The organism is Amycolatopsis jejuensis, assembly GCF_000717335.1.
Lineage (GTDB): Bacteria > Actinomycetota > Actinomycetes > Mycobacteriales > Pseudonocardiaceae > Amycolatopsis > Amycolatopsis jejuensis.
The window spans coordinates 455,761-471,793 of record NZ_JNYZ01000011.1; the positions used below are offsets into that span (position 1 = coordinate 455,761).

General features: G+C 70.9%; 18 protein-coding genes. 10 read left to right on the forward strand and 8 right to left on the reverse strand.

All coding sequences use genetic code 11. From position 1 onward, the window contains the following. The first annotated feature begins 117 nt into the window (after positions 1-117). Positions 118-906: a hypothetical protein gene (locus tag OO71_RS17320; protein ID WP_033290759.1), complete on the forward strand. Its 789-nt coding sequence runs from the start codon at positions 118-120 to the stop codon at positions 904-906. A 142-nt stretch (positions 907-1,048) separates the two neighbouring features. On the opposite strand, the gene OO71_RS17325 is transcribed toward OO71_RS17320, so the two are convergent. After that, complete coding sequence (locus tag OO71_RS17325; protein WP_033290760.1) at positions 1,049-1,858, reverse strand: Fpg/Nei family DNA glycosylase; 810 nt, start codon at positions 1,856-1,858, stop codon at positions 1,049-1,051. Further along, on the reverse strand, positions 1,858-2,331 hold the full coding sequence (locus OO71_RS17330) for a ribose-5-phosphate isomerase (RefSeq protein WP_033290761.1): 474 nt from the start codon (positions 2,329-2,331) through the stop codon (positions 1,858-1,860). The genes OO71_RS17325 and OO71_RS17330 overlap by 1 nt, the downstream gene beginning before the upstream one ends. Before the next feature lie 85 nt (positions 2,332-2,416). On the opposite strand from OO71_RS17330, the gene OO71_RS46465 reads away from it, so the two are divergent. Both OO71_RS46465 and OO71_RS17340 read left to right on the forward strand, forming a co-directional pair. Next, positions 2,417-3,112, forward strand: coding sequence for a 2-phosphosulfolactate phosphatase (locus OO71_RS46465; RefSeq protein ID WP_156096339.1), 696 nt, complete (start codon positions 2,417-2,419; stop codon positions 3,110-3,112). Beyond that, a complete protein-coding gene (locus OO71_RS17340; RefSeq protein WP_033290762.1) occupies positions 3,109-3,894 on the forward strand; it encodes an MBL fold metallo-hydrolase in 786 nt (261 codons plus the stop codon). The genes OO71_RS46465 and OO71_RS17340 overlap by 4 nt, the downstream gene beginning before the upstream one ends. Here OO71_RS17340 and OO71_RS17345 read toward each other — a convergent pair. Next, complete coding sequence (locus OO71_RS17345) at positions 3,887-4,507, reverse strand: mycothiol-dependent nitroreductase Rv2466c family protein (RefSeq protein WP_033290763.1); 621 nt, start codon at positions 4,505-4,507, stop codon at positions 3,887-3,889. The genes OO71_RS17340 and OO71_RS17345 overlap by 8 nt on opposite strands. A gap of 176 nt (positions 4,508-4,683) precedes the next feature. Here OO71_RS17345 and pepN point away from each other — a divergent pair, with 176 nt between their 5' ends. Then, positions 4,684-7,248 carry an aminopeptidase N gene (pepN, locus tag OO71_RS17350; RefSeq protein ID WP_033290764.1) on the forward strand — a complete coding sequence of 855 codons (2,565 nt, stop codon included), beginning with the start codon at positions 4,684-4,686 and terminating at the stop codon, positions 7,246-7,248. Between the two features lie 70 nt (positions 7,249-7,318). On the opposite strand, the gene OO71_RS17355 is transcribed toward pepN, so the two are convergent. Continuing rightward, a complete protein-coding gene (locus OO71_RS17355) occupies positions 7,319-7,798 on the reverse strand; it encodes a DUF5130 family protein (protein ID WP_033290765.1) in 480 nt (159 codons plus the stop codon). Beyond that, complete coding sequence (gene ctaJ, locus OO71_RS17360; RefSeq protein ID WP_033290766.1) at positions 7,785-8,039, reverse strand: aa3-type cytochrome oxidase subunit CtaJ; 255 nt, start codon at positions 8,037-8,039, stop codon at positions 7,785-7,787. Before ctaJ ends, OO71_RS17355 begins: the two co-directional genes overlap by 14 nt. A gap of 519 nt (positions 8,040-8,558) precedes the next feature. Here ctaJ and OO71_RS53350 point away from each other — a divergent pair. After that, complete coding sequence (locus OO71_RS53350) at positions 8,559-8,732, forward strand: hypothetical protein (protein WP_425388681.1); 174 nt, start codon at positions 8,559-8,561, stop codon at positions 8,730-8,732. Between the two features lie 136 nt (positions 8,733-8,868). Here OO71_RS53350 and OO71_RS17370 read toward each other — a convergent pair whose 3' ends face one another. Beyond that, positions 8,869-9,576: an HNH endonuclease gene (locus OO71_RS17370; protein ID WP_245633692.1), complete on the reverse strand. Its 708-nt coding sequence runs from the start codon at positions 9,574-9,576 to the stop codon at positions 8,869-8,871. 270 nt (positions 9,577-9,846) lie between these two features. Between OO71_RS17370 and OO71_RS17375 the strand changes: the two genes are divergently transcribed. The 3 genes from OO71_RS17375 to OO71_RS17385 are packed head-to-tail and all read left to right on the forward strand — an operon-like array spanning position 9,847 to position 12,822. Then, the gene (locus OO71_RS17375) at positions 9,847-10,824 is read left to right on the forward strand and encodes a mechanosensitive ion channel family protein (protein ID WP_033290768.1); all 978 of its coding nucleotides are present in this window, start codon (positions 9,847-9,849) and stop codon (positions 10,822-10,824) included. A 49-nt stretch (positions 10,825-10,873) separates the two neighbouring features. Continuing rightward, positions 10,874-11,263: a globin gene (locus tag OO71_RS17380; RefSeq protein ID WP_425388682.1), complete on the forward strand. Its 390-nt coding sequence runs from the start codon at positions 10,874-10,876 to the stop codon at positions 11,261-11,263. Then, entirely contained in the window at positions 11,263-12,822 is a 1,560-nt protein-coding gene (locus OO71_RS17385; RefSeq protein ID WP_033290770.1) for a glycoside hydrolase family 13 protein, read from the forward strand. Before OO71_RS17380 ends, OO71_RS17385 begins: the two co-directional genes overlap by 1 nt. Positions 12,823-13,085: 263 nt before the next feature. On the opposite strand, the gene OO71_RS17390 is transcribed toward OO71_RS17385, so the two are convergent. Next, on the reverse strand, positions 13,086-13,271 hold the full coding sequence (locus tag OO71_RS17390; RefSeq protein WP_033290771.1) for a hypothetical protein: 186 nt from the start codon (positions 13,269-13,271) through the stop codon (positions 13,086-13,088). Between the two features lie 387 nt (positions 13,272-13,658). Here OO71_RS17390 and OO71_RS17395 point away from each other — a divergent pair, with 387 nt between their 5' ends. Both OO71_RS17395 and OO71_RS17400 read left to right on the forward strand, forming a co-directional pair. Further along, a complete protein-coding gene (locus tag OO71_RS17395; protein ID WP_033290772.1) occupies positions 13,659-13,862 on the forward strand; it encodes a cold-shock protein in 204 nt (67 codons plus the stop codon). Positions 13,863-14,263: 401 nt separating this feature from the next. Continuing rightward, positions 14,264-15,160 carry an acyl-CoA desaturase gene (locus tag OO71_RS17400; protein ID WP_033290773.1) on the forward strand — a complete coding sequence of 299 codons (897 nt, stop codon included), beginning with the start codon at positions 14,264-14,266 and terminating at the stop codon, positions 15,158-15,160. Here OO71_RS17400 and OO71_RS17405 read toward each other — a convergent pair. Then, positions 15,147-15,593: a DUF6292 family protein gene (locus tag OO71_RS17405; protein WP_245633693.1), complete on the reverse strand. Its 447-nt coding sequence runs from the start codon at positions 15,591-15,593 to the stop codon at positions 15,147-15,149. The genes OO71_RS17400 and OO71_RS17405 overlap by 14 nt on opposite strands. Between the last annotated feature and the right edge of the window lie 440 nt (positions 15,594-16,033).

Consider the following 16,033-nt stretch of genomic DNA (forward strand, 5'->3'; position numbering starts at 1 on the left):
CCGGCCGGTCGGGGGGTGCTCCCGGACACGGCCGGGAACTCACCGCGTACCGTCCCCGTTGTCCGATTCAGAGGCGGCTGCACGGCCGGCTCGTCAGCTCAAGACACGGAGTGACCCATGGGCACCGCGATCCTCCTGATCGTGCTGGTCGTCGTCATCGTCGGGGGTGGGCTGTACCTGGCCCGTTCGCAGGCCGCCGCACGGCAGCGGCAGCTGGAGGACGCCAAGGCCGACGCGCGCAGGCTCGTCGAACGCCTCGGCGGCCAGGTCCTCAACATCACCGGCACCGACACCGCCTCCCAGCAGGCGATGGCCGACGCGAGCGAGCGCTACAACGCAGCCGGCTCCCAGCTGGAACAGGCCAAGACAGCAGAACAGGCCCGGCTGGTCAAGGAGACCGCCATCGAGGGCCTGTACTACGTGCGCGCCGCGCGCGTCGCAATGGGCATGGACCCGGGCCCGACGCTGCCGGAAGAGGCCGAGCGCGAGCGCGCGGGCAAGGTCACCGAGAACCGCGCGGTCGACGTCGAGGGCCAGCACTACGAGGCCTCGCCCGACCCGGGCCAGAACACGCCGTACTACTACCCCGGCGGCCGCGTCGCCGGACGGCCGGTGCCGCAAGGCTGGTACAGCGAGCCGTGGTGGAAGCCCGCGCTCGTGGCGGGTGCATGGGGCCTCGGCTCGATGGTCCTGTTCAGCGCGATGTTCTCCGGGATGGGTGGCATCGCGAGCGCGTCGGCCTGGGAATCCGGGTACGACGCGGGTCAGCAGGACGCCCTCGACGCAGGCGGCGGTGACGGCGGAGGTTTCGACGGCGGCGGCGACGGCGGAGGGTTCGACGGCGGCGGTTTCGATGGCGGAGGCTTTGACGGCGGCGGTTTTGACGGCGGCGGCTTCGACTTCTGACCGGCGGCCCCAGCCCGCGCAACGTGACCCCAATGCCACATTGGGTGCATCTGACGCACCCAATGTGGCGTTCGTTGCATCTGACGCACCCAATGCCACATTGGGGCGGCACCAGGGGGTCAGGCGGGCGAGCAACTCGGCGTCAGGCGGGCTGGCAGACCGGGCACCAGTACAGGTTCCGCCCGGCCAGGTCCCGGTGCGCCACCGGCGTTCCGCAGATCAGGCAAGGCATTCCGGTACGCCGGTAGACGTACACCTCTCCGCCGTGCCGATCTTCGCGCGGTGCGCGGCCCATCGCGGCGGGCAGGTGCTCCGGCGCGACCGTGTCGATGCGGCCGACGCGCACTCCGGCACGCATGAGCGTCACCAGGTCCGCCCACATCGCGTCCCACAGTGCACGGTCCAGTGCCCGGCCCGGCAGCATCGGCGAAACCCCGTGCCGGAACAGCACTTCCGCGCGGTACACGTTCCCGACTCCGGCCAGTACTGCCTGATCCATCAGCAGCGCGGCAATCGTGGTGCGGGAGCGGGAGATCCGGTCCCACGTGCGGTCCGGTTTGGCGTCGCGGCGGAGCGGGTCCGGGCCCAGCCGCGCCTTGATCGCGTCGACCTGCGCGGGGTCGATCAGCTCGCAGCGGTTCGGGCCGCGGAGGTCGGTCCAGTGCGTACGGCCGGACAGCCGCATCCGCACCTGGCCCACCGGTTCGGTTGCAGGCAACGGAAACTCGCCGAAGGTGCCGTACAGTCCCAAGTGGACATGCACTGTCCCCAATGGACCGTAGTGGTGGAAAAGGTGCTTGCCGTACGCCTCCGCGGAGACCAGCACCTGCCCGTCGAGTTTCCCTGCCTCCGCGGCGAACCTGCCCTGCGGACTGCTGACCGTCACCGGCGCACCGGCGTAACGGCGTTTGTGGAGACGGGCCAGCCGGTGGAGCGTGTGCCCCTCGGGCATCAGGCCTCCGGCAGCGGCGGCGGGGTACCGGTGCGCTCGTAGTCGAGCAGCTGCTGTACCCGGCGGGCGTGCCGCTCCTCGGGGTCCGGCGGCGTGGCCAGGAACGCTTCGACGATCTCCGTGGCCTGGTCGACCGAGTGCATCCGGGCGCCGACGCCGAGCACCTGCGCGTGGTTGTGCTGACGGCACAGCTTCGCGGTCTCGACACTCCACCCGAGCCCCGCGCGCGCACCGGGCACCTTGTTCGCGGCGATCTGCTCACCGTTGCCGGAGCCGCCGATGACGATCCCGAGGCTGCCCTCGTCGGCGACGACGCGCCGGGCCGTCTCGACGCAGAAGGCCGGGTAGTCGTCGGCCGCGTCGTAGACGAACGGACCGATGTCGGTCACCTCGTGCCCCTGCTCGCCGAGGTGGCGGACAAGGTGGTTCTTCAGCTCGAAACCGGCATGGTCGGATCCCAAGTAGACACGCACAGGCGGAGTGTGCCACCCCGCCACGGACCGGGCATGCTCCGGGGGTGGACATCGGGGACCAGCCGGGCACGGACGTCCGCCTCGAATGGAGGGCGAAGTGCTCGGCCGCGCCTGCGCCGTGCTGATCGTGGTGGACGTGCTTTCGTTCAGCACCACAACGGATCTCGTGCTGAACCGCGGCGCCCGGGTACTCCCGGTCCGCCGGCGCGACGCCCGCGGAGTGGCCGAGGCCCGGACGGCGGGCGCGGTGATCGCCGGGGAGCACGAGTGGACCCTCCGGCCGTCCTCTGTGACGGAAATCCCGTCCGGCACCCTGCTCGCCCTGGCGTCCCCCAACGGCGCGACGCTCTCCACGTCCGCCGCGCAAACGGGCGCGCACGTGCTGGTGGGATGCCTGCGCAACGCCTCCGCGACCGCCGCGAAAGCCCGCGAACTCGCCGGCGGCAACCCGATCGGCGTGATCCCGGCCGGGGAACGCTGGGGCGTGAACATGTTCGGCGACGGCGAGCACTCCGGTCCGCTGCGGCCCTGCGTGGAAGATCACCTTGGCGCAGACGCGATCGTCGCGGCGCTGGCCCGCGGGGGCGGCGAACTCTCCGCGGAAGCGGCACTGGCAGCAGCAGCCTACGCGGCAACCGACGTGCCGACCGCGCTCCGAACCTGCACCTCCGGTACGGAACTCGCCGCCACCGGCAATGGAAACGACGTAATCCTCGCCGCTCAAGAGGACGTCAGCGATAGCGTGCCCATGCTGTCGAACGGGATTCTGGAGGCACCGTGACCTGGACCGAAATCGCCGACCGCGTGTACGTCCGCCGATACGACGAGCTCGACCTCACCACCGGCCTCGTGCTGGGGGCCACCAGCTGTCTCGTCATCGACACCCGCGGCGACGTCGACCAGGGTGCCGAGCTCGCCGGGGCCGTGCGGGAGCTCACCGATCTGCCCTGGGCCGTCGTCTACACCCACGCGCACTTCGACCACGCCTTCGGCACCACTCCGTTCCTCCCCTGCGACGTCTGGGCGCACTCCGCCTGCCGCACCGAACTCGTGCAGCACGGCGAAACGGCCAGGCAGAAGTGGATCGCCTACTACCGCGGCGAAGAAGGCAAACCCGCCATCGCCGACGCGCTCGGGCGCACCGGGATCATGCTGCCGGACCGGCTCGTCGACGACCGGGCCGAGCTCGACCTCGGCGGCCGCACCGTGGCGCTCGTGCATCCCGGCCCCGCGCACACCGGCCATGATCTCCTGGTCCACGTGCCGGACGCGGGGGTCGTCTTCGCCGGGGACGTCGTCGAGCACGGTCCGCACGGGTTCACCGCGTTCTCGTTCAACCCCGACAGCGACCTCGCCCGATGGCCCGCCGCGATGGACGTCCTGCTGGCCCTCGAACCGCGTGTCGTCGTGCCCGGGCACGGCGAACCGGTGGACGCCGCCTTCGTCCGCAAGCACCGCGACGGCCTGCGCACGCTGCTCGAACTACGCGACACGAACGACGTCGCCGCCTCGCCTTACCCGGAAGACGTCACCCGCGCGGCCTTCGGCGCACGCGTCAGTTGAAGTTCAGGTCTCCGGTCCGGGTGCGCTTCAGCTCGAAGAAGTCCGGGTAGCTCGCCATCGCGACCGCGCCGTCGAACAGCTTCAGCGCGTCTTCGCCACGCGGGATCGAGCTGAGCACCGGGCCGAAGAACGCGACGCCGTTCACGTGGAGAGTCGGCGTGCCGACATCCATGCCGACCGGGTCCATGCCCTCGTGGTGGCTCTTGCGCAGGGCCTCGTCGTACTCGTCGGTCTCGCCTGCCTCCGCGTACTCGGCCGGCGCACCGATCGCGGCGAGTGCCTCCTTGACCACGAGCTTGCGGTCCTCGTTGCCCTGGTTGTGGTAGCGGGTGCCGAACTCGGTGTAGAAGTTCCGCACCGCCTCCTGCCCCTCCTTCTCCGCGAGCAACGTCGCCACCCGAACCGGCGCCCAGCCGTCGCTCAGCAGTGCCTTGTACCGCTCCGGCAGTCCTTCCCGCCCCTCGTTCAGCACCGACAGGCTCATCACCCGGAAGTTCAGATCCAGCTCGCGGTGCTTTTCGACCTCGAGGATCCAGCGCGAGGTGATCCACGCGAACGGGCAGAGCGGGTCGAAGTAGAAGTCCACCTTCGCAGGCTGGGACGCTGCAGTCATCTTCACGAGCTCCTCGGCAAAGTTTCGCCCCGGCGCGCACCGGAACGGCGGAGCTACCCCCGCACTGCGGGCCAACGCCGGGGACCCGCCACGTTGTTCCCTGGTCGCCCGTTCCCCTCCCGCCATGATTGGATGCTTGACGTCGTGCCAACCGGACTCGAAGACCAGAGGTGCCCGTGCCCGCCCCCAACCTGACGCGTGACGAAGCCAAGCAGCGCTCCGGCCTGCTGGACGTGTCGTCCTACGACCTCGAGCTGGACCTGACCGACGGCCACGGCCGTCCAGGGGAGAAGACGTTCCGCTCCACCACCACGGTGCGGTTCTCCTGCAGCCGTCCCGGCGAATCGTCGTGGATCGACCTCGTCGCCGAAGGCGTGCGCTCGGCCGTGCTGAACGGCACCGAGCTGGACGTGAGCGGCTACGTCGAGGACAACGGCGTCGTTCTCCCCGGCCTTGCCGCGGAGAACGAGCTCGTCGTCACCGCCGACTGCCGCTACATGAACACCGGCGAGGGCCTGCACCGCTTCGTCGACCCGGTCGACGACGGCGTGTACCTGTACACGCAGTTCGAGACCGCCGACGCCAAGCGCATGTTCGCCTGCTTCGACCAGCCGGACCTGAAGTCGGTGTACCGGCTCACCGTGCACGCACCGCGCGACTGGAAGGTGGTGTCCAACGCGCTGATCGCCGAAGCCGAGGACACCCCGGACGGTGCGCGGCGCACGAAGTTCGCCGAATCCGAGCGCATTTCGACCTACCTCGTGGCGCTCATCGCAGGCCCGTACGCCGAATGGCGCGACGAATACCGGGACGCGCACAAGACGATCCCGCTGGGCATCTACTGCCGCGCGTCGCTCGCCGAGCACATGGACGCCGACCGGCTGTTCGTCGAGACCAAGCAGGGTTTCGGCTTCTACCACGAGAAATTCGGCACGCCGTACCCGTTCTCCAAGTACGACCAGCTGTTCGTGCCGGAGTTCAATGCGGGTGCGATGGAGAACGCCGGCGCGGTCACGTTCCTCGAGGACTACGTGTTCCGCAGCCGCGTCACCCGCTACGCCTACGAGCGGCGTGCCGAAACGCTGCTGCACGAGATGGCGCACATGTGGTTCGGCGACCTGGTCACCATGCGCTGGTGGGACGACCTGTGGCTGAACGAGTCGTTCGCGACGTTCGCGAGCGTGTTCGCCCAGGCCGAGGCCACCGAGTACCAGAACGCCTGGACGAGCTTCGCGAACATCGAGAAGTCCTGGGCGTACCGGCAGGACCAGCTGCCCTCCACGCATCCGATCGCGGCCGACATCGTCGACCTGCACGCGGTCGAGGTGAACTTCGACGGCATCACCTACGCCAAGGGCGCGAGCGTGCTCAAGCAGCTCGTGTCGTACGTCGGGATCGAGCATTTCCTCGACGGCCTCAAGGTCTACTTCGGCAAGCACGCATGGGGCAACGCCACGCTGGCCGACCTGCTGGCCGCGCTGGAAGAGGCGTCCGGCCGCGACCTGTCGTGGTGGAGCGCGCAGTGGCTGGAGACCACCGGCCTCAACTCGCTCAGCCCGCGCTACGAGATCGCCGCGGACGGCACGTTCGCGTCGTTCGCCGTGGTCCAGACCGGCGCCAAGCCGGGCGCCGGGGAGCTGCGCACGCACCGCGTCGCGGTCGGCGTGTACGACGACGTCGCGGGCAAGATCGTGCGCACCGAGCGGGTGGAGCTCGACGTGTCCGGCGACCGTACCGAGGTCCCGCAGCTGGCCGGGAAACCGGCGGGCAAGCTCGTGCTGGTCAACGACGACGATCTCACCTACTGCACGATGCGGCTCGACCCGGCGTCGCTCACCACGCTGATCGACCGGATCGCCGACATCACCGAACCGCTGCCGCGGACGCTGTGCTGGTCGGCCGCGTGGGAGATGACACGCGAGGCCGAGCTCAAGGCGCGCGATTTCGTCACCCTGGTGGCGCGCGGGATCCACGCCGAAAGCGAGGTGGGCGTGGTACAGCGGCTGCTGCTGCAGGCGCAGACCGCGCTCAACTCCTACGCCGACCAGAAGTGGGCGGCCGCCGAGGGCTGGCCCGCGCTCAGCGGGCGGCTGCTGGAGCTGGCGCGTACCGCCGAGGCCGGTTCCGACCACCAGCTGGCGTTCGTGAACTCGCTGGCCGGTGGCGTGCTCGACGACGCCACGAGCACGGTGATCGCCGGGTGGCTGGACGGGTCCGCGCCGCTGCCGGGTCTCACCGTGGACACCGACCTGCGCTGGCGGCTGCTGCAGGCGCTGGTCGCGCACGGCAAGGCAGGTACCACGGAGATCGACGCCGAGCAGCAGCGCGACGACACCGCCGCGGGCCGCCGCCACGCCGAACGTTCGCGGGCCCTGCAGCCCACCGCCGAGGCGAAGGCGGACACGTGGCAGCGGGCGATCTACGACGACGAGATCCCCAACGCCGTCAGCGACGCGCTCATCTCCGGGTTCTCCCACCCGGGCCAGAAACACCTGCTCGGCGACTACGTCGCGCGGTATTTCGAGGTGATCGACGAGGTGTGGGCCCGCCGCTCGAGCGAACGCGCGCAGCCGACGGCAATCGGGCTGTACCCGTCGTGGGCGGTCGAACCGGCCACGGTGCACGCGTCCGACGAATGGCTCGAGAGCGACCACCCGGCCGCCCTGCGCCGTCTCGTATCGGAAGGCCGCGCGGGCATCGTGCGCGCCCTCGCCGCCCGGGAGTTCGACAGCCAGTCCTGAAAAGCCGTGAAGGGAACCATCAGGGAATCTGATTCCCTCATGGTTCCCTTCACGGACTTCGGACCGGGGGTCAGTGCTTCGGTTCGGGGCCTGCCTGGTCGCTCAGCATGCGCAGGGCGTTGACGAGACCGCCGACGAGGTCGCCTTCCTTGAAGGACGCGACCATGCTCGCGACCGCGAGGTTCGCGCCGCGGTCCGGCAGCCGCGAGTGCGACCGCTCGCCGGTGACGATCTCGATCGCGCGCTGCGCCGGTGACACGGCGAGCAGCACCGCGTTCGACGGGTCGTCGGTGGACGCGTGCAGTTTCTCCGCACCGGCGCGGGTTTCCCCGCCGAGGTCGCCGAGGTAGATGCTGAAGCCGAGGCCGGACTCGCGCGTGGCGAACGTGAGCGCCTCGTCGAGGCGGGCCAGCTGCTGCACCGTGAACGGCGTGGCGGGCGCGGCGGGCTCGTACATCTTCGCCGCCGAAATCCGCCCGCTGTTGGTGACGACCTCGCCGAACGCCAGGTCCTCCTCCGCGACCTGCCGGGTCAGCTCACCACTTGCCACGAGCGCCTCCTGCGGCCGTCGAAGCGCCCGCGGGCGCCACCTTCACTTCGGCCGCCGCCCCGTGCACGGCGCCGACGCCGTCCGGGTTGGCGGACCACCACATCGCGGGGTACTCCCACGGCTGTCCGGGCCGGTACCGCGGCGTCCCCGAGAACTTCTTCCGCAGGGTGGCAGCACCGACCACCAAGTAGATGGCCAGGGGGATGACCGCGTAGACCAGGATCGTCTCGACAACGTTCACGCCGGTGAGCGTATCGGATGGCCCCCGCGCGCACCGCGCGGCGCCGCGCCGGAGGGCGACCGCTCGTCGCGGGAGAACGTCCGTCCGCCGCTTGGCCCGCCTCCGCTGGAACGTTGGGGCGAAGGGCAGCGGGCCGAAAGATGGCAACTCACCGTACAGGCGGCCGTAACAGCCGATGCCGCCTTGTCGGAACCTTGAAATCCTCGTAGCTTTTTCACCTGTACGGGCCTTGCGCCCGGCTCCTCAGCCCCAGCAGGTAACGCACCGGTCCCAGGAGGACACCTCATGCAGAGCGTCCAGCCCCCCGCTCAGGCGATCACCGAGACCATTTCGTCACCCAGTGAGACCGAATTCGTGCCCGGAACGCGTGTGACGTCCGGCACACGGGTTACTCGTGGCACCCGGGTCACCCGCGGCACTCGCGTCACGGCAGGCACGCGCGTCACCTGCGGAACCCGCGTCACTCGCGGCACGCGGGTCACTCGTGGCACGCGCGTGACGGCCGGTACCCGCGTCACGATGGGTACTCGGGTCACCATGGGCACCCGGGTCACTCGCGGCACCCGGGTCACGGCAGGCACTCGGGTCACGATGGGCACCCGCGTCACCCGTGGCACGAGGGTCACCCGGGGCACCCGCGTCACGATGGGCACCCGCGTCACCTGCCAGGCCGACTACAGCCTCGCCGCCTGACCCGGTACCGCACGACGGAAGCACGGCAGAAAGCAGAACGTCGAGCAGGTCCATCGGCTCGCCCCGGCCGCCGCACAGGCTGCCGGGGCGCCGACGTTTCCCGGGTCCGGAAGCTGCCGGCCGGCAACGACCGCCGCTAAGCCGCCGATCCGAGATAAGGCCGCCACAACGGGTCGGCCTCCTTCGAATGCGCCAGCAGCCGCCAATGCGGGCCGTGCGGGGCGCGCGGCACCACGCGCAGCCGCCAGCCGATCTCGGCCAGCAGCCGGTCTGCCTTGCGGTGGTTGCACTTGGCGCAGCAGGCCACGCAGTTCGTCCAGCTGTGCGGGCCGCCCCGGCTGCGCGGGACCACGTGGTCGATCGTCTCGGCCCGGCCGCCGCAGTAGGCGCAGCGGTACCGGTCGCGGTGCATCAGCCCGGCCCTGGTCAGCGGCACCTTCGCGCGGTATGGGACGCGCACGTACGTGCTGAGCCGGATCACCGACGGCACGGGCAGCGATACGGTCGCGGCGTGCAGTTCGCCGCCCTCCGCATCGCCGTGGACCACTTCCGCCTTCCCGCACATCACCAGCACCACCGCGCGGCGCAGCGGGACCGCGGTGAGCGGTTCGAAAGTGGCGTTGAGCAGGAGGACCCGGCGGCGGCCCCACGCCGGAGCGACCGGATCGCGGGCTCTACGCTGTCCGGGCGGACGGGACACTCCCCCTGGACGGTTCCCCGGCCCGGACGGGACGGTTCCGCCGGATGCGGACCCTCCCGGGCAGGCACGCAGGACCGTCTCCGGCGACAGCTCGGCCATGGCTTGGCCGGCGCCGCCGAGGGGGACGGGTTGTCGGTCTGGCACTCGACCACCTCCACCGGTGCAGGCATAGTCGACCACACATCGGGGCCCCGGCGCACGTGTGTTCCGTGACGTGTCACATACCCGCGACCCGGCGGCCACCCACGGGCCGCCCGCCCGCCGCCGGGAGCGACCCGGTACACAGGCCCGGACAAACCCGAACAACGCCGGAACAGGCCCGGCCAAGCTCCGGCGGGCCCCCGGCAACCCCCGGCAAGCACCGCCCCTGCAGTCCCCCGAGCGGCCCCGCCGCGCAGAAAGGATCGCCAGCTCGTGAACGTCGTGCTCAGCGCACCGCCCGCCTGCATCTCCGAAGCGGGAACGTGGTGCGCGCAGGTCTACTCGGTCACGCACAACGAGTGGCTCGCCGGCTCGGCAGGCTGGCTCGTCACGAAGCCACTGCGGATCGTCCTCATCGTCGTCGTCGCCTTCGTGGTGCGGTATCTCACAAAGCGGCTGATCGAACGGGTCACCACGCTGCCCAACGGCGGCGGGAAGATCCCGGCCCTGCTCAGACCGCTGCGCGAACGCGCGCCGGACGTGCTCGGCCCGGCCGTGATCGAACGCCGCAGGCAGCGGGCCACCACGATCGGCTCGGTGCTGAAGTCGATGGCCACGTTCCTGATCTACGGCCTCGCCTGCATCCTCGTGCTCGGCGAGCTGGGCATCGACCTGGCGCCGATCATCGCGTCGGCCGGGATCGTCGGCGTCGCGCTCGGGTTCGGTGCGCAGAACCTGGTCAAGGACTTCCTGTCCGGCATGTTCATGATGATGGAGGACCAGTACGGCGTCGGCGACGTCGTGGACATCGGCTCGGCCACCGGCACCGTCGAGGCCGTCGGCTTGCGCATCACCACGCTGCGCGACCTGCAGGGCACGGTCTGGTACGTGCGCAACGGCGAGGTGCTGCGCGTCGGCAACTCCAGCCAGGGCTTCGCGGTCGCCGTCGTGGACGTGCCGCTCGGGTACTCCGCGGACGTCGACCGGGCGACGACCGTGCTCACCGACGCCGCCACACGCGCGGTCGAGACCGACGGGCTGGCGGCGAACGTGCTGGAGCCGGTGGAGATGCTCGGTGTCGAAAAGGTGACTCCGGAGGGCATCGTGTTACGACTCACCGTGAAGGTGCGACCTGGCAAGCAGTGGGCCGTGCAGCGGGCGTTGCGCGGGCAGCTGCTCGGCGCGCTCGAGGAGGCCGGCTTCGAACCGCCGCTCGGCCGGTTCATGTCCGCCCCGCAAGCGGACAAATAGCCGGGCACACCACGCCGCGGCGGCAGGGCAAGATGGAGGAGTGTCGACTGTGAGTGAGCCGGAACCGGCGAACCTGTACGAGGCGGTGGGCGGAGAACCGACCTTCCGCCGGATCGTCGCGCGGTTCTACGAGGAGGTGGCGCGCGACGAGGTGCTGCGCCCGCTCTACCCGGAGGAGGACCTCGGCCCGGCGGAGGAGCGGTTCCGGCTGTTCCTCATCCAGTACTGGGGCGGCCCGCACACCTACTCCGACCGCCGCGGCCACCCGCGGCTGCGGATGCGGCACGCGCCGTTCAAGATCGGCCCGATCGAACGGGACGCCTGGCTGCGCGCGATCCGCATCGCGGTCGAGGAGGAGGACCTGCCCGAGCCCTACCGCGGCGAGCTGTGGGCGTACCTCGAAATGGCGGCGCACAGCATGATGAACAGCTTCGGGTGATGAGACCCCGGCGGCCGTCGTGGTGGTCGGACGCGGTGTTCTACGAGGTCTACGTGCGCTCGTTCGCCGATTCCGACGGCGACGGCATCGGCGACCTCGAGGGCATCCGCAGCCGGCTCGACTACCTGGAGCAGCTGGGCGTCGACGCGCTGTGGCTCACGCCGTTCTACCGCTCCCCGATGGCCGACCACGGCTACGACGTCTCGCACCCGCGCGACGTCGACCCGATGTTCGGCACCCTCGGCGACTTCGACGTGCTGCTCACCGAGGCGCACCGGCGCGGCATCCGGGTCACCGTGGACGTGGTGCCGAACCACACGAGCAACCAGCACGAATGGTTCAAGTCGGCGCTGGCCGCCGGACGGGGCAGCCCGGAGCGGGAGCGGTACCTGTTCCGCGACGGTCGCGGGCCGCGCGGGGCCGAGCCGCCCAACAACTGGGTCAGCGTGTTCGGCGGACCGGCGTGGACGCGGGTGCCGGACGGGCAGTGGTACCTGCACCTCTTCGCCCCGCAGCAGCCGGATCTCAACTGGGCGAATGCCGACGTCCGCTACGACCTGGAGCGCACCCTGCGGTTCTGGCTCGACCGCGGGGTCGACGGATTCCGCATCGACGTGGCGCACGGAATGTCGAAACCGCCGGGACTGCCCGACATGGACCCGCGGGCCCCGGAGTTCGGCGGTGGCGAGTACTACGACCCGCGGTTCGACGACGACGGCGTGCACGAGGTGCACCAGATGATCCGCAAGGTGCTCGACGAGTACCCGGACGCGATGGCCGTCGGCGAGATCTGGGTGCACGACGAGGAGCGGCTGGCCCGCTACCTGCGGCCGGACGAGCTGCACCTGGCGTTCAACTTCCGCCTGGTCCTGACCCATTTCGACGCGGACGCGATGCGTACGTCGATCGAGCGGTCGCTGGCGGTGCCGCGGGCGGCCGGGGCGCCGGCGACGTGGACGCTGTCCAACCACGACGTGTGGCGCGCGGCGAGCCGGTACGGCGGCGGTGCGGCCGGGGTTCGCCGGGCCCGCGCGATGGCGCTGGTGGAGCTGGCCATGCCCGGCACGATCTACCTGTACCAGGGCGAGGAGCTGGGCCTGCCCAACGTGTCACTGCCCCCCGAGGCCATGGCCGACCCCCGGGCCCGGACGCAGGGCCCGGAATACAGCCGGGACGGTGAACGGGTACCGATTCCGTGGGAAGGAACCCTTCCGCCGTACGGATTTTCCCGCACGCCGCACACCTGGCTGCCGATGCCGCCGGACTGGGCGGGCCTCACCGTGGCGCGGCAGCTGCCGGACCCGGAGTCCACGCTGTCGCTGTACCGCCGGGCGCTGCAGCTGCGGAAAACGCACCCGGCGTTCCGGGTCGGCGACGATCTCGAGTGGTACGGCGCCCCGGCAGGATGCTTCGCGTTCCGCCGCGGGCGGGGCGGGCTGATCTGCGCGCTGAACACGTCGGCGAGTTCGATCGCGCTCCCGCCCGGGGAGGTGCTGCTGACCAGCAGCCCACTGGTCGAAGGGCGGCTTGCGCCGGATTCTGCTGTTTGGCTGGTCTGAGGCCGCGGAATCAGGACCGCCGGGCGAGGCAGCCGCGCATGACCCACTGCCGGTCACCGGACGAGCGGCTGATCACCCGCCGGATTCCGCCGCCTTGGCGGTAGCCCGCACCGGCCGGGTACTTCGCTTGCCGCCACGGCCAAGGCGAACGGGCCCGCGCTCTCCCCACCGGCGAGCCCAGTCCCCCGACGAGGCGATACTCCCCCACCCGCCCGCTGATCGAGCACCGGATTCCGCCGCCCGGCCGACCCGGTCCCGCGGAATCAGGACCGGCGGGCCTCCAGGCCGAGCATTTCCAGCAGGCCACGCAGGTCGTCGGCATCATGGGCGAACCCGGCCACCGTGCGGACGGCCTGGTCCTGCCGCACGCACAGGTCCTGTTCGGCGGTGATCCGGGCGCGGGCGAACTCACTGGTTTCGGCGGACAGCGGACGTCGTTCCGAGCGCATGTCGCTCCTCGTCGAGGTGGAAGGGGCCGACGGCGGCAGCAGGGCTCGGGGGGCTCCGTGCCGCCGAGGACGACGCCGGTTCGAGTACCGGCGCGCGATGGGGCTTCTCGACCTCGCTGACGCTACTCCGGCCGGGCCCGGGCCGCGCAGCGGTGCCGCCGGGACGTCCACATAGGACCGCGCAGGCCGCAGCCCTGGTGCGATCGGTCGCCGCGTGCTTTACTGGCGCCGGTCATGTTTTGTGTTCGTGCGGTGGGTACGTCCCGCAGCCACGCTCGCAAGATGTAGCGGGCGTGGTGATTTCCGTCTCCGGAAGCACACTCGCTCGGTTGCCGGCCCGGATGCCGAGGTGGCATCCGATTGTTTCGTCCGATGGAGATCGTTTTTATGACGCAAGGCACCGTGAAGTGGTTCAACGCCGAAAAGGGCTTCGGGTTCATCAGCCCGGACGACGGCGGAGCCGACGTGTTCGTGCACTACTCGGAGATCCAGGGCAACGGCTTCCGCAGCCTCGAGGAGAACGCCCGCGTGGAGTTCGAGGTGGGCCAGGGCCAGAAGGGCCCGCAGGCCACCGGCGTCCGCGCCCTCTGATCTTCCGGTAGCCGGAAAATCAGGCAGTACCAGGGTGATCCGGTTCCCCGGGCGGGTTTTCCCGTACCGGGGAACGATTTCCCTGCGCCGGTGTGCTCCCCGCGCGGGAGCGCACCGGCGCATTCTGCGCGAATTCCCCGGCCGGGCAGGACTTTTCCGCCCCCGGGAACCACTGCGCATGATCCCACGTTGACCAGTGCAGGTCGCGACCGGCCTCCCCCGCAATGCCGATCGCACGCACGCTGCCGTCCCGGAGTGGGTTCCCCCGTCCGGACGGTGCCGTCGCCGCGGCCTCGGTCCCCGCACAGCGCGGTGGCCGGACCAGCCCGACAGGAGCGTTCCCCATCGATACCCCCAGTCCCTCCGCCACCCTGACCGAGGAACGCCCGGCCCCCGAGCCGATGCTCGCCGGCCGCAAGACCGGCACCGAGGCGTTCCTGGTGAAACTCTTCGCGGTGATCCCGCTCGTGGCGGTCGCCGCCGCGGTACCGCTGGCCTGGGGGTGGGGACTCAGCTGGCTCGACATCGGGCTCGCCGTCGGGTTCTACTACCTCACCGGGCTCGGCATCACCATCGGATTTCACCGGTACTTCACGCACGGCGCCTTCCGCGCGCGCCGCGGCCTGCGGATCGCGCTGGCCGTCGCGGGCAGCATGGCGATGCAGGGTCCGGTGATCGCCTGGGTCGCCGACCACCGCCGCCACCACGCGTACGCCGACCGCGATGGCGACCCGCATTCGCCGTGGCGTTTCGGCACCTCGCCGTCCGCGCTGGCGAAGGGCTTCTGGCACGCGCACATGGGCTGGCTGTTCGACCGCGACAAGACCAACCCGCGCCGCTTCGCCCCCGACCTGCTCGACGACGCCGACCTGCGGCTGGTCGACCGGCTGTTCCCGGTGCTCACCGTGGTGACGCTGCTGATGCCCGCGCTGCTGGGCGGCCTGATCACGATGAGCTGGTGGGGCGCGCTCACGGCGTTCTTCTGGGCCGGGCTCGTGCGGGTCGCGGCGCTGCACCACGTGACCTGGTCGGTGAACTCGCTGTGCCACCTGATCGGCGAGCGCCCGTTCGACGCGCGCGACCGCTCGTCCAACTTCTGGCCGCTGGCGATCCTGTCCTTCGGCGAGTCCTGGCACAACTCCCACCATGCGGACCCGACCGGGGCCCGGCACGGCGTCGGCCGCGGCCAGCTCGACACGTCGGCGCGGCTGATCTGGCTGTTCGAGAAGCTGAACTGGGCCACCCACGTCCGCTGGCCGCGCCCGGAACGGCTGGCCCGCAAGCTCAAGACCGCCTGACGCACTCCTCCAGCCGGGTCCGCAGGTCACCGTGGCTCGACACGGCCAGCACCGGCCGGGCCGGGCGGGCCGTTTCCCGCGCGCCGAGCACGTCGTCCACGAAACGCCGTACCCGCTCCGGCTCCGGGGTCAGGTCCCCGCCCAGGTGAGCCACTACCTGGGCGGGCTCGGCGGGCGTCGTCTCCACCGCGACGGTCCAGCCTTGGCGCACGCTCCACAGCAGCATCAAATCCCGTCCGGGGAACCTCGGTGACCGCCCGCTGAGCGCAACGTAGGCGGTGACCGTGTCGGCCACCTCGCACGATGTGCACTCCACGGTCACCCCGACGGCCGCGGCGACCTCGCGCACGTAGGCGGCCAACGCACGGCGCAGTACCTGCGGATCGTCGGCGGCGGGCAGGGGCATCGGGCGTTCGGGACCGGACAGGAGCATGGGTCTCCTCTTCCGCCGCCACTTGCAGGCCCGGAGCACGGAAAGTGCCGCGGAGACCGGCGGTCGCGATGATCGGGGCCGCACCGGATCGGGCATCCGGCGGCTGGACCGGCCTCGACTGTACCCGCTGGGACAAGCCACCAGCGCAGGTCAACCCGACTGGCCGCCACCCGCGTCGCCCGCCTGGCCACCACGGTCGCCCGAATCGGCGATCGACGTGGCTACCCGCGCCGCTTGCACGTACGTGCCACACGGCTACGCGGGCGTTCGACAACCTCCGGCACCGCGGCGTCGACCGCGCGATCGGTGCGCCACAGCATCTCTTCGGCGCGGGCACCAGGTCGAGCACCGCGCCGTCGCGGGCGTCAACCCACCAGAGCAGGTCAACCCGCCTGGCCACCACCCAGGTCACCACCCACGTCACCCGCCTGGCCGCCACC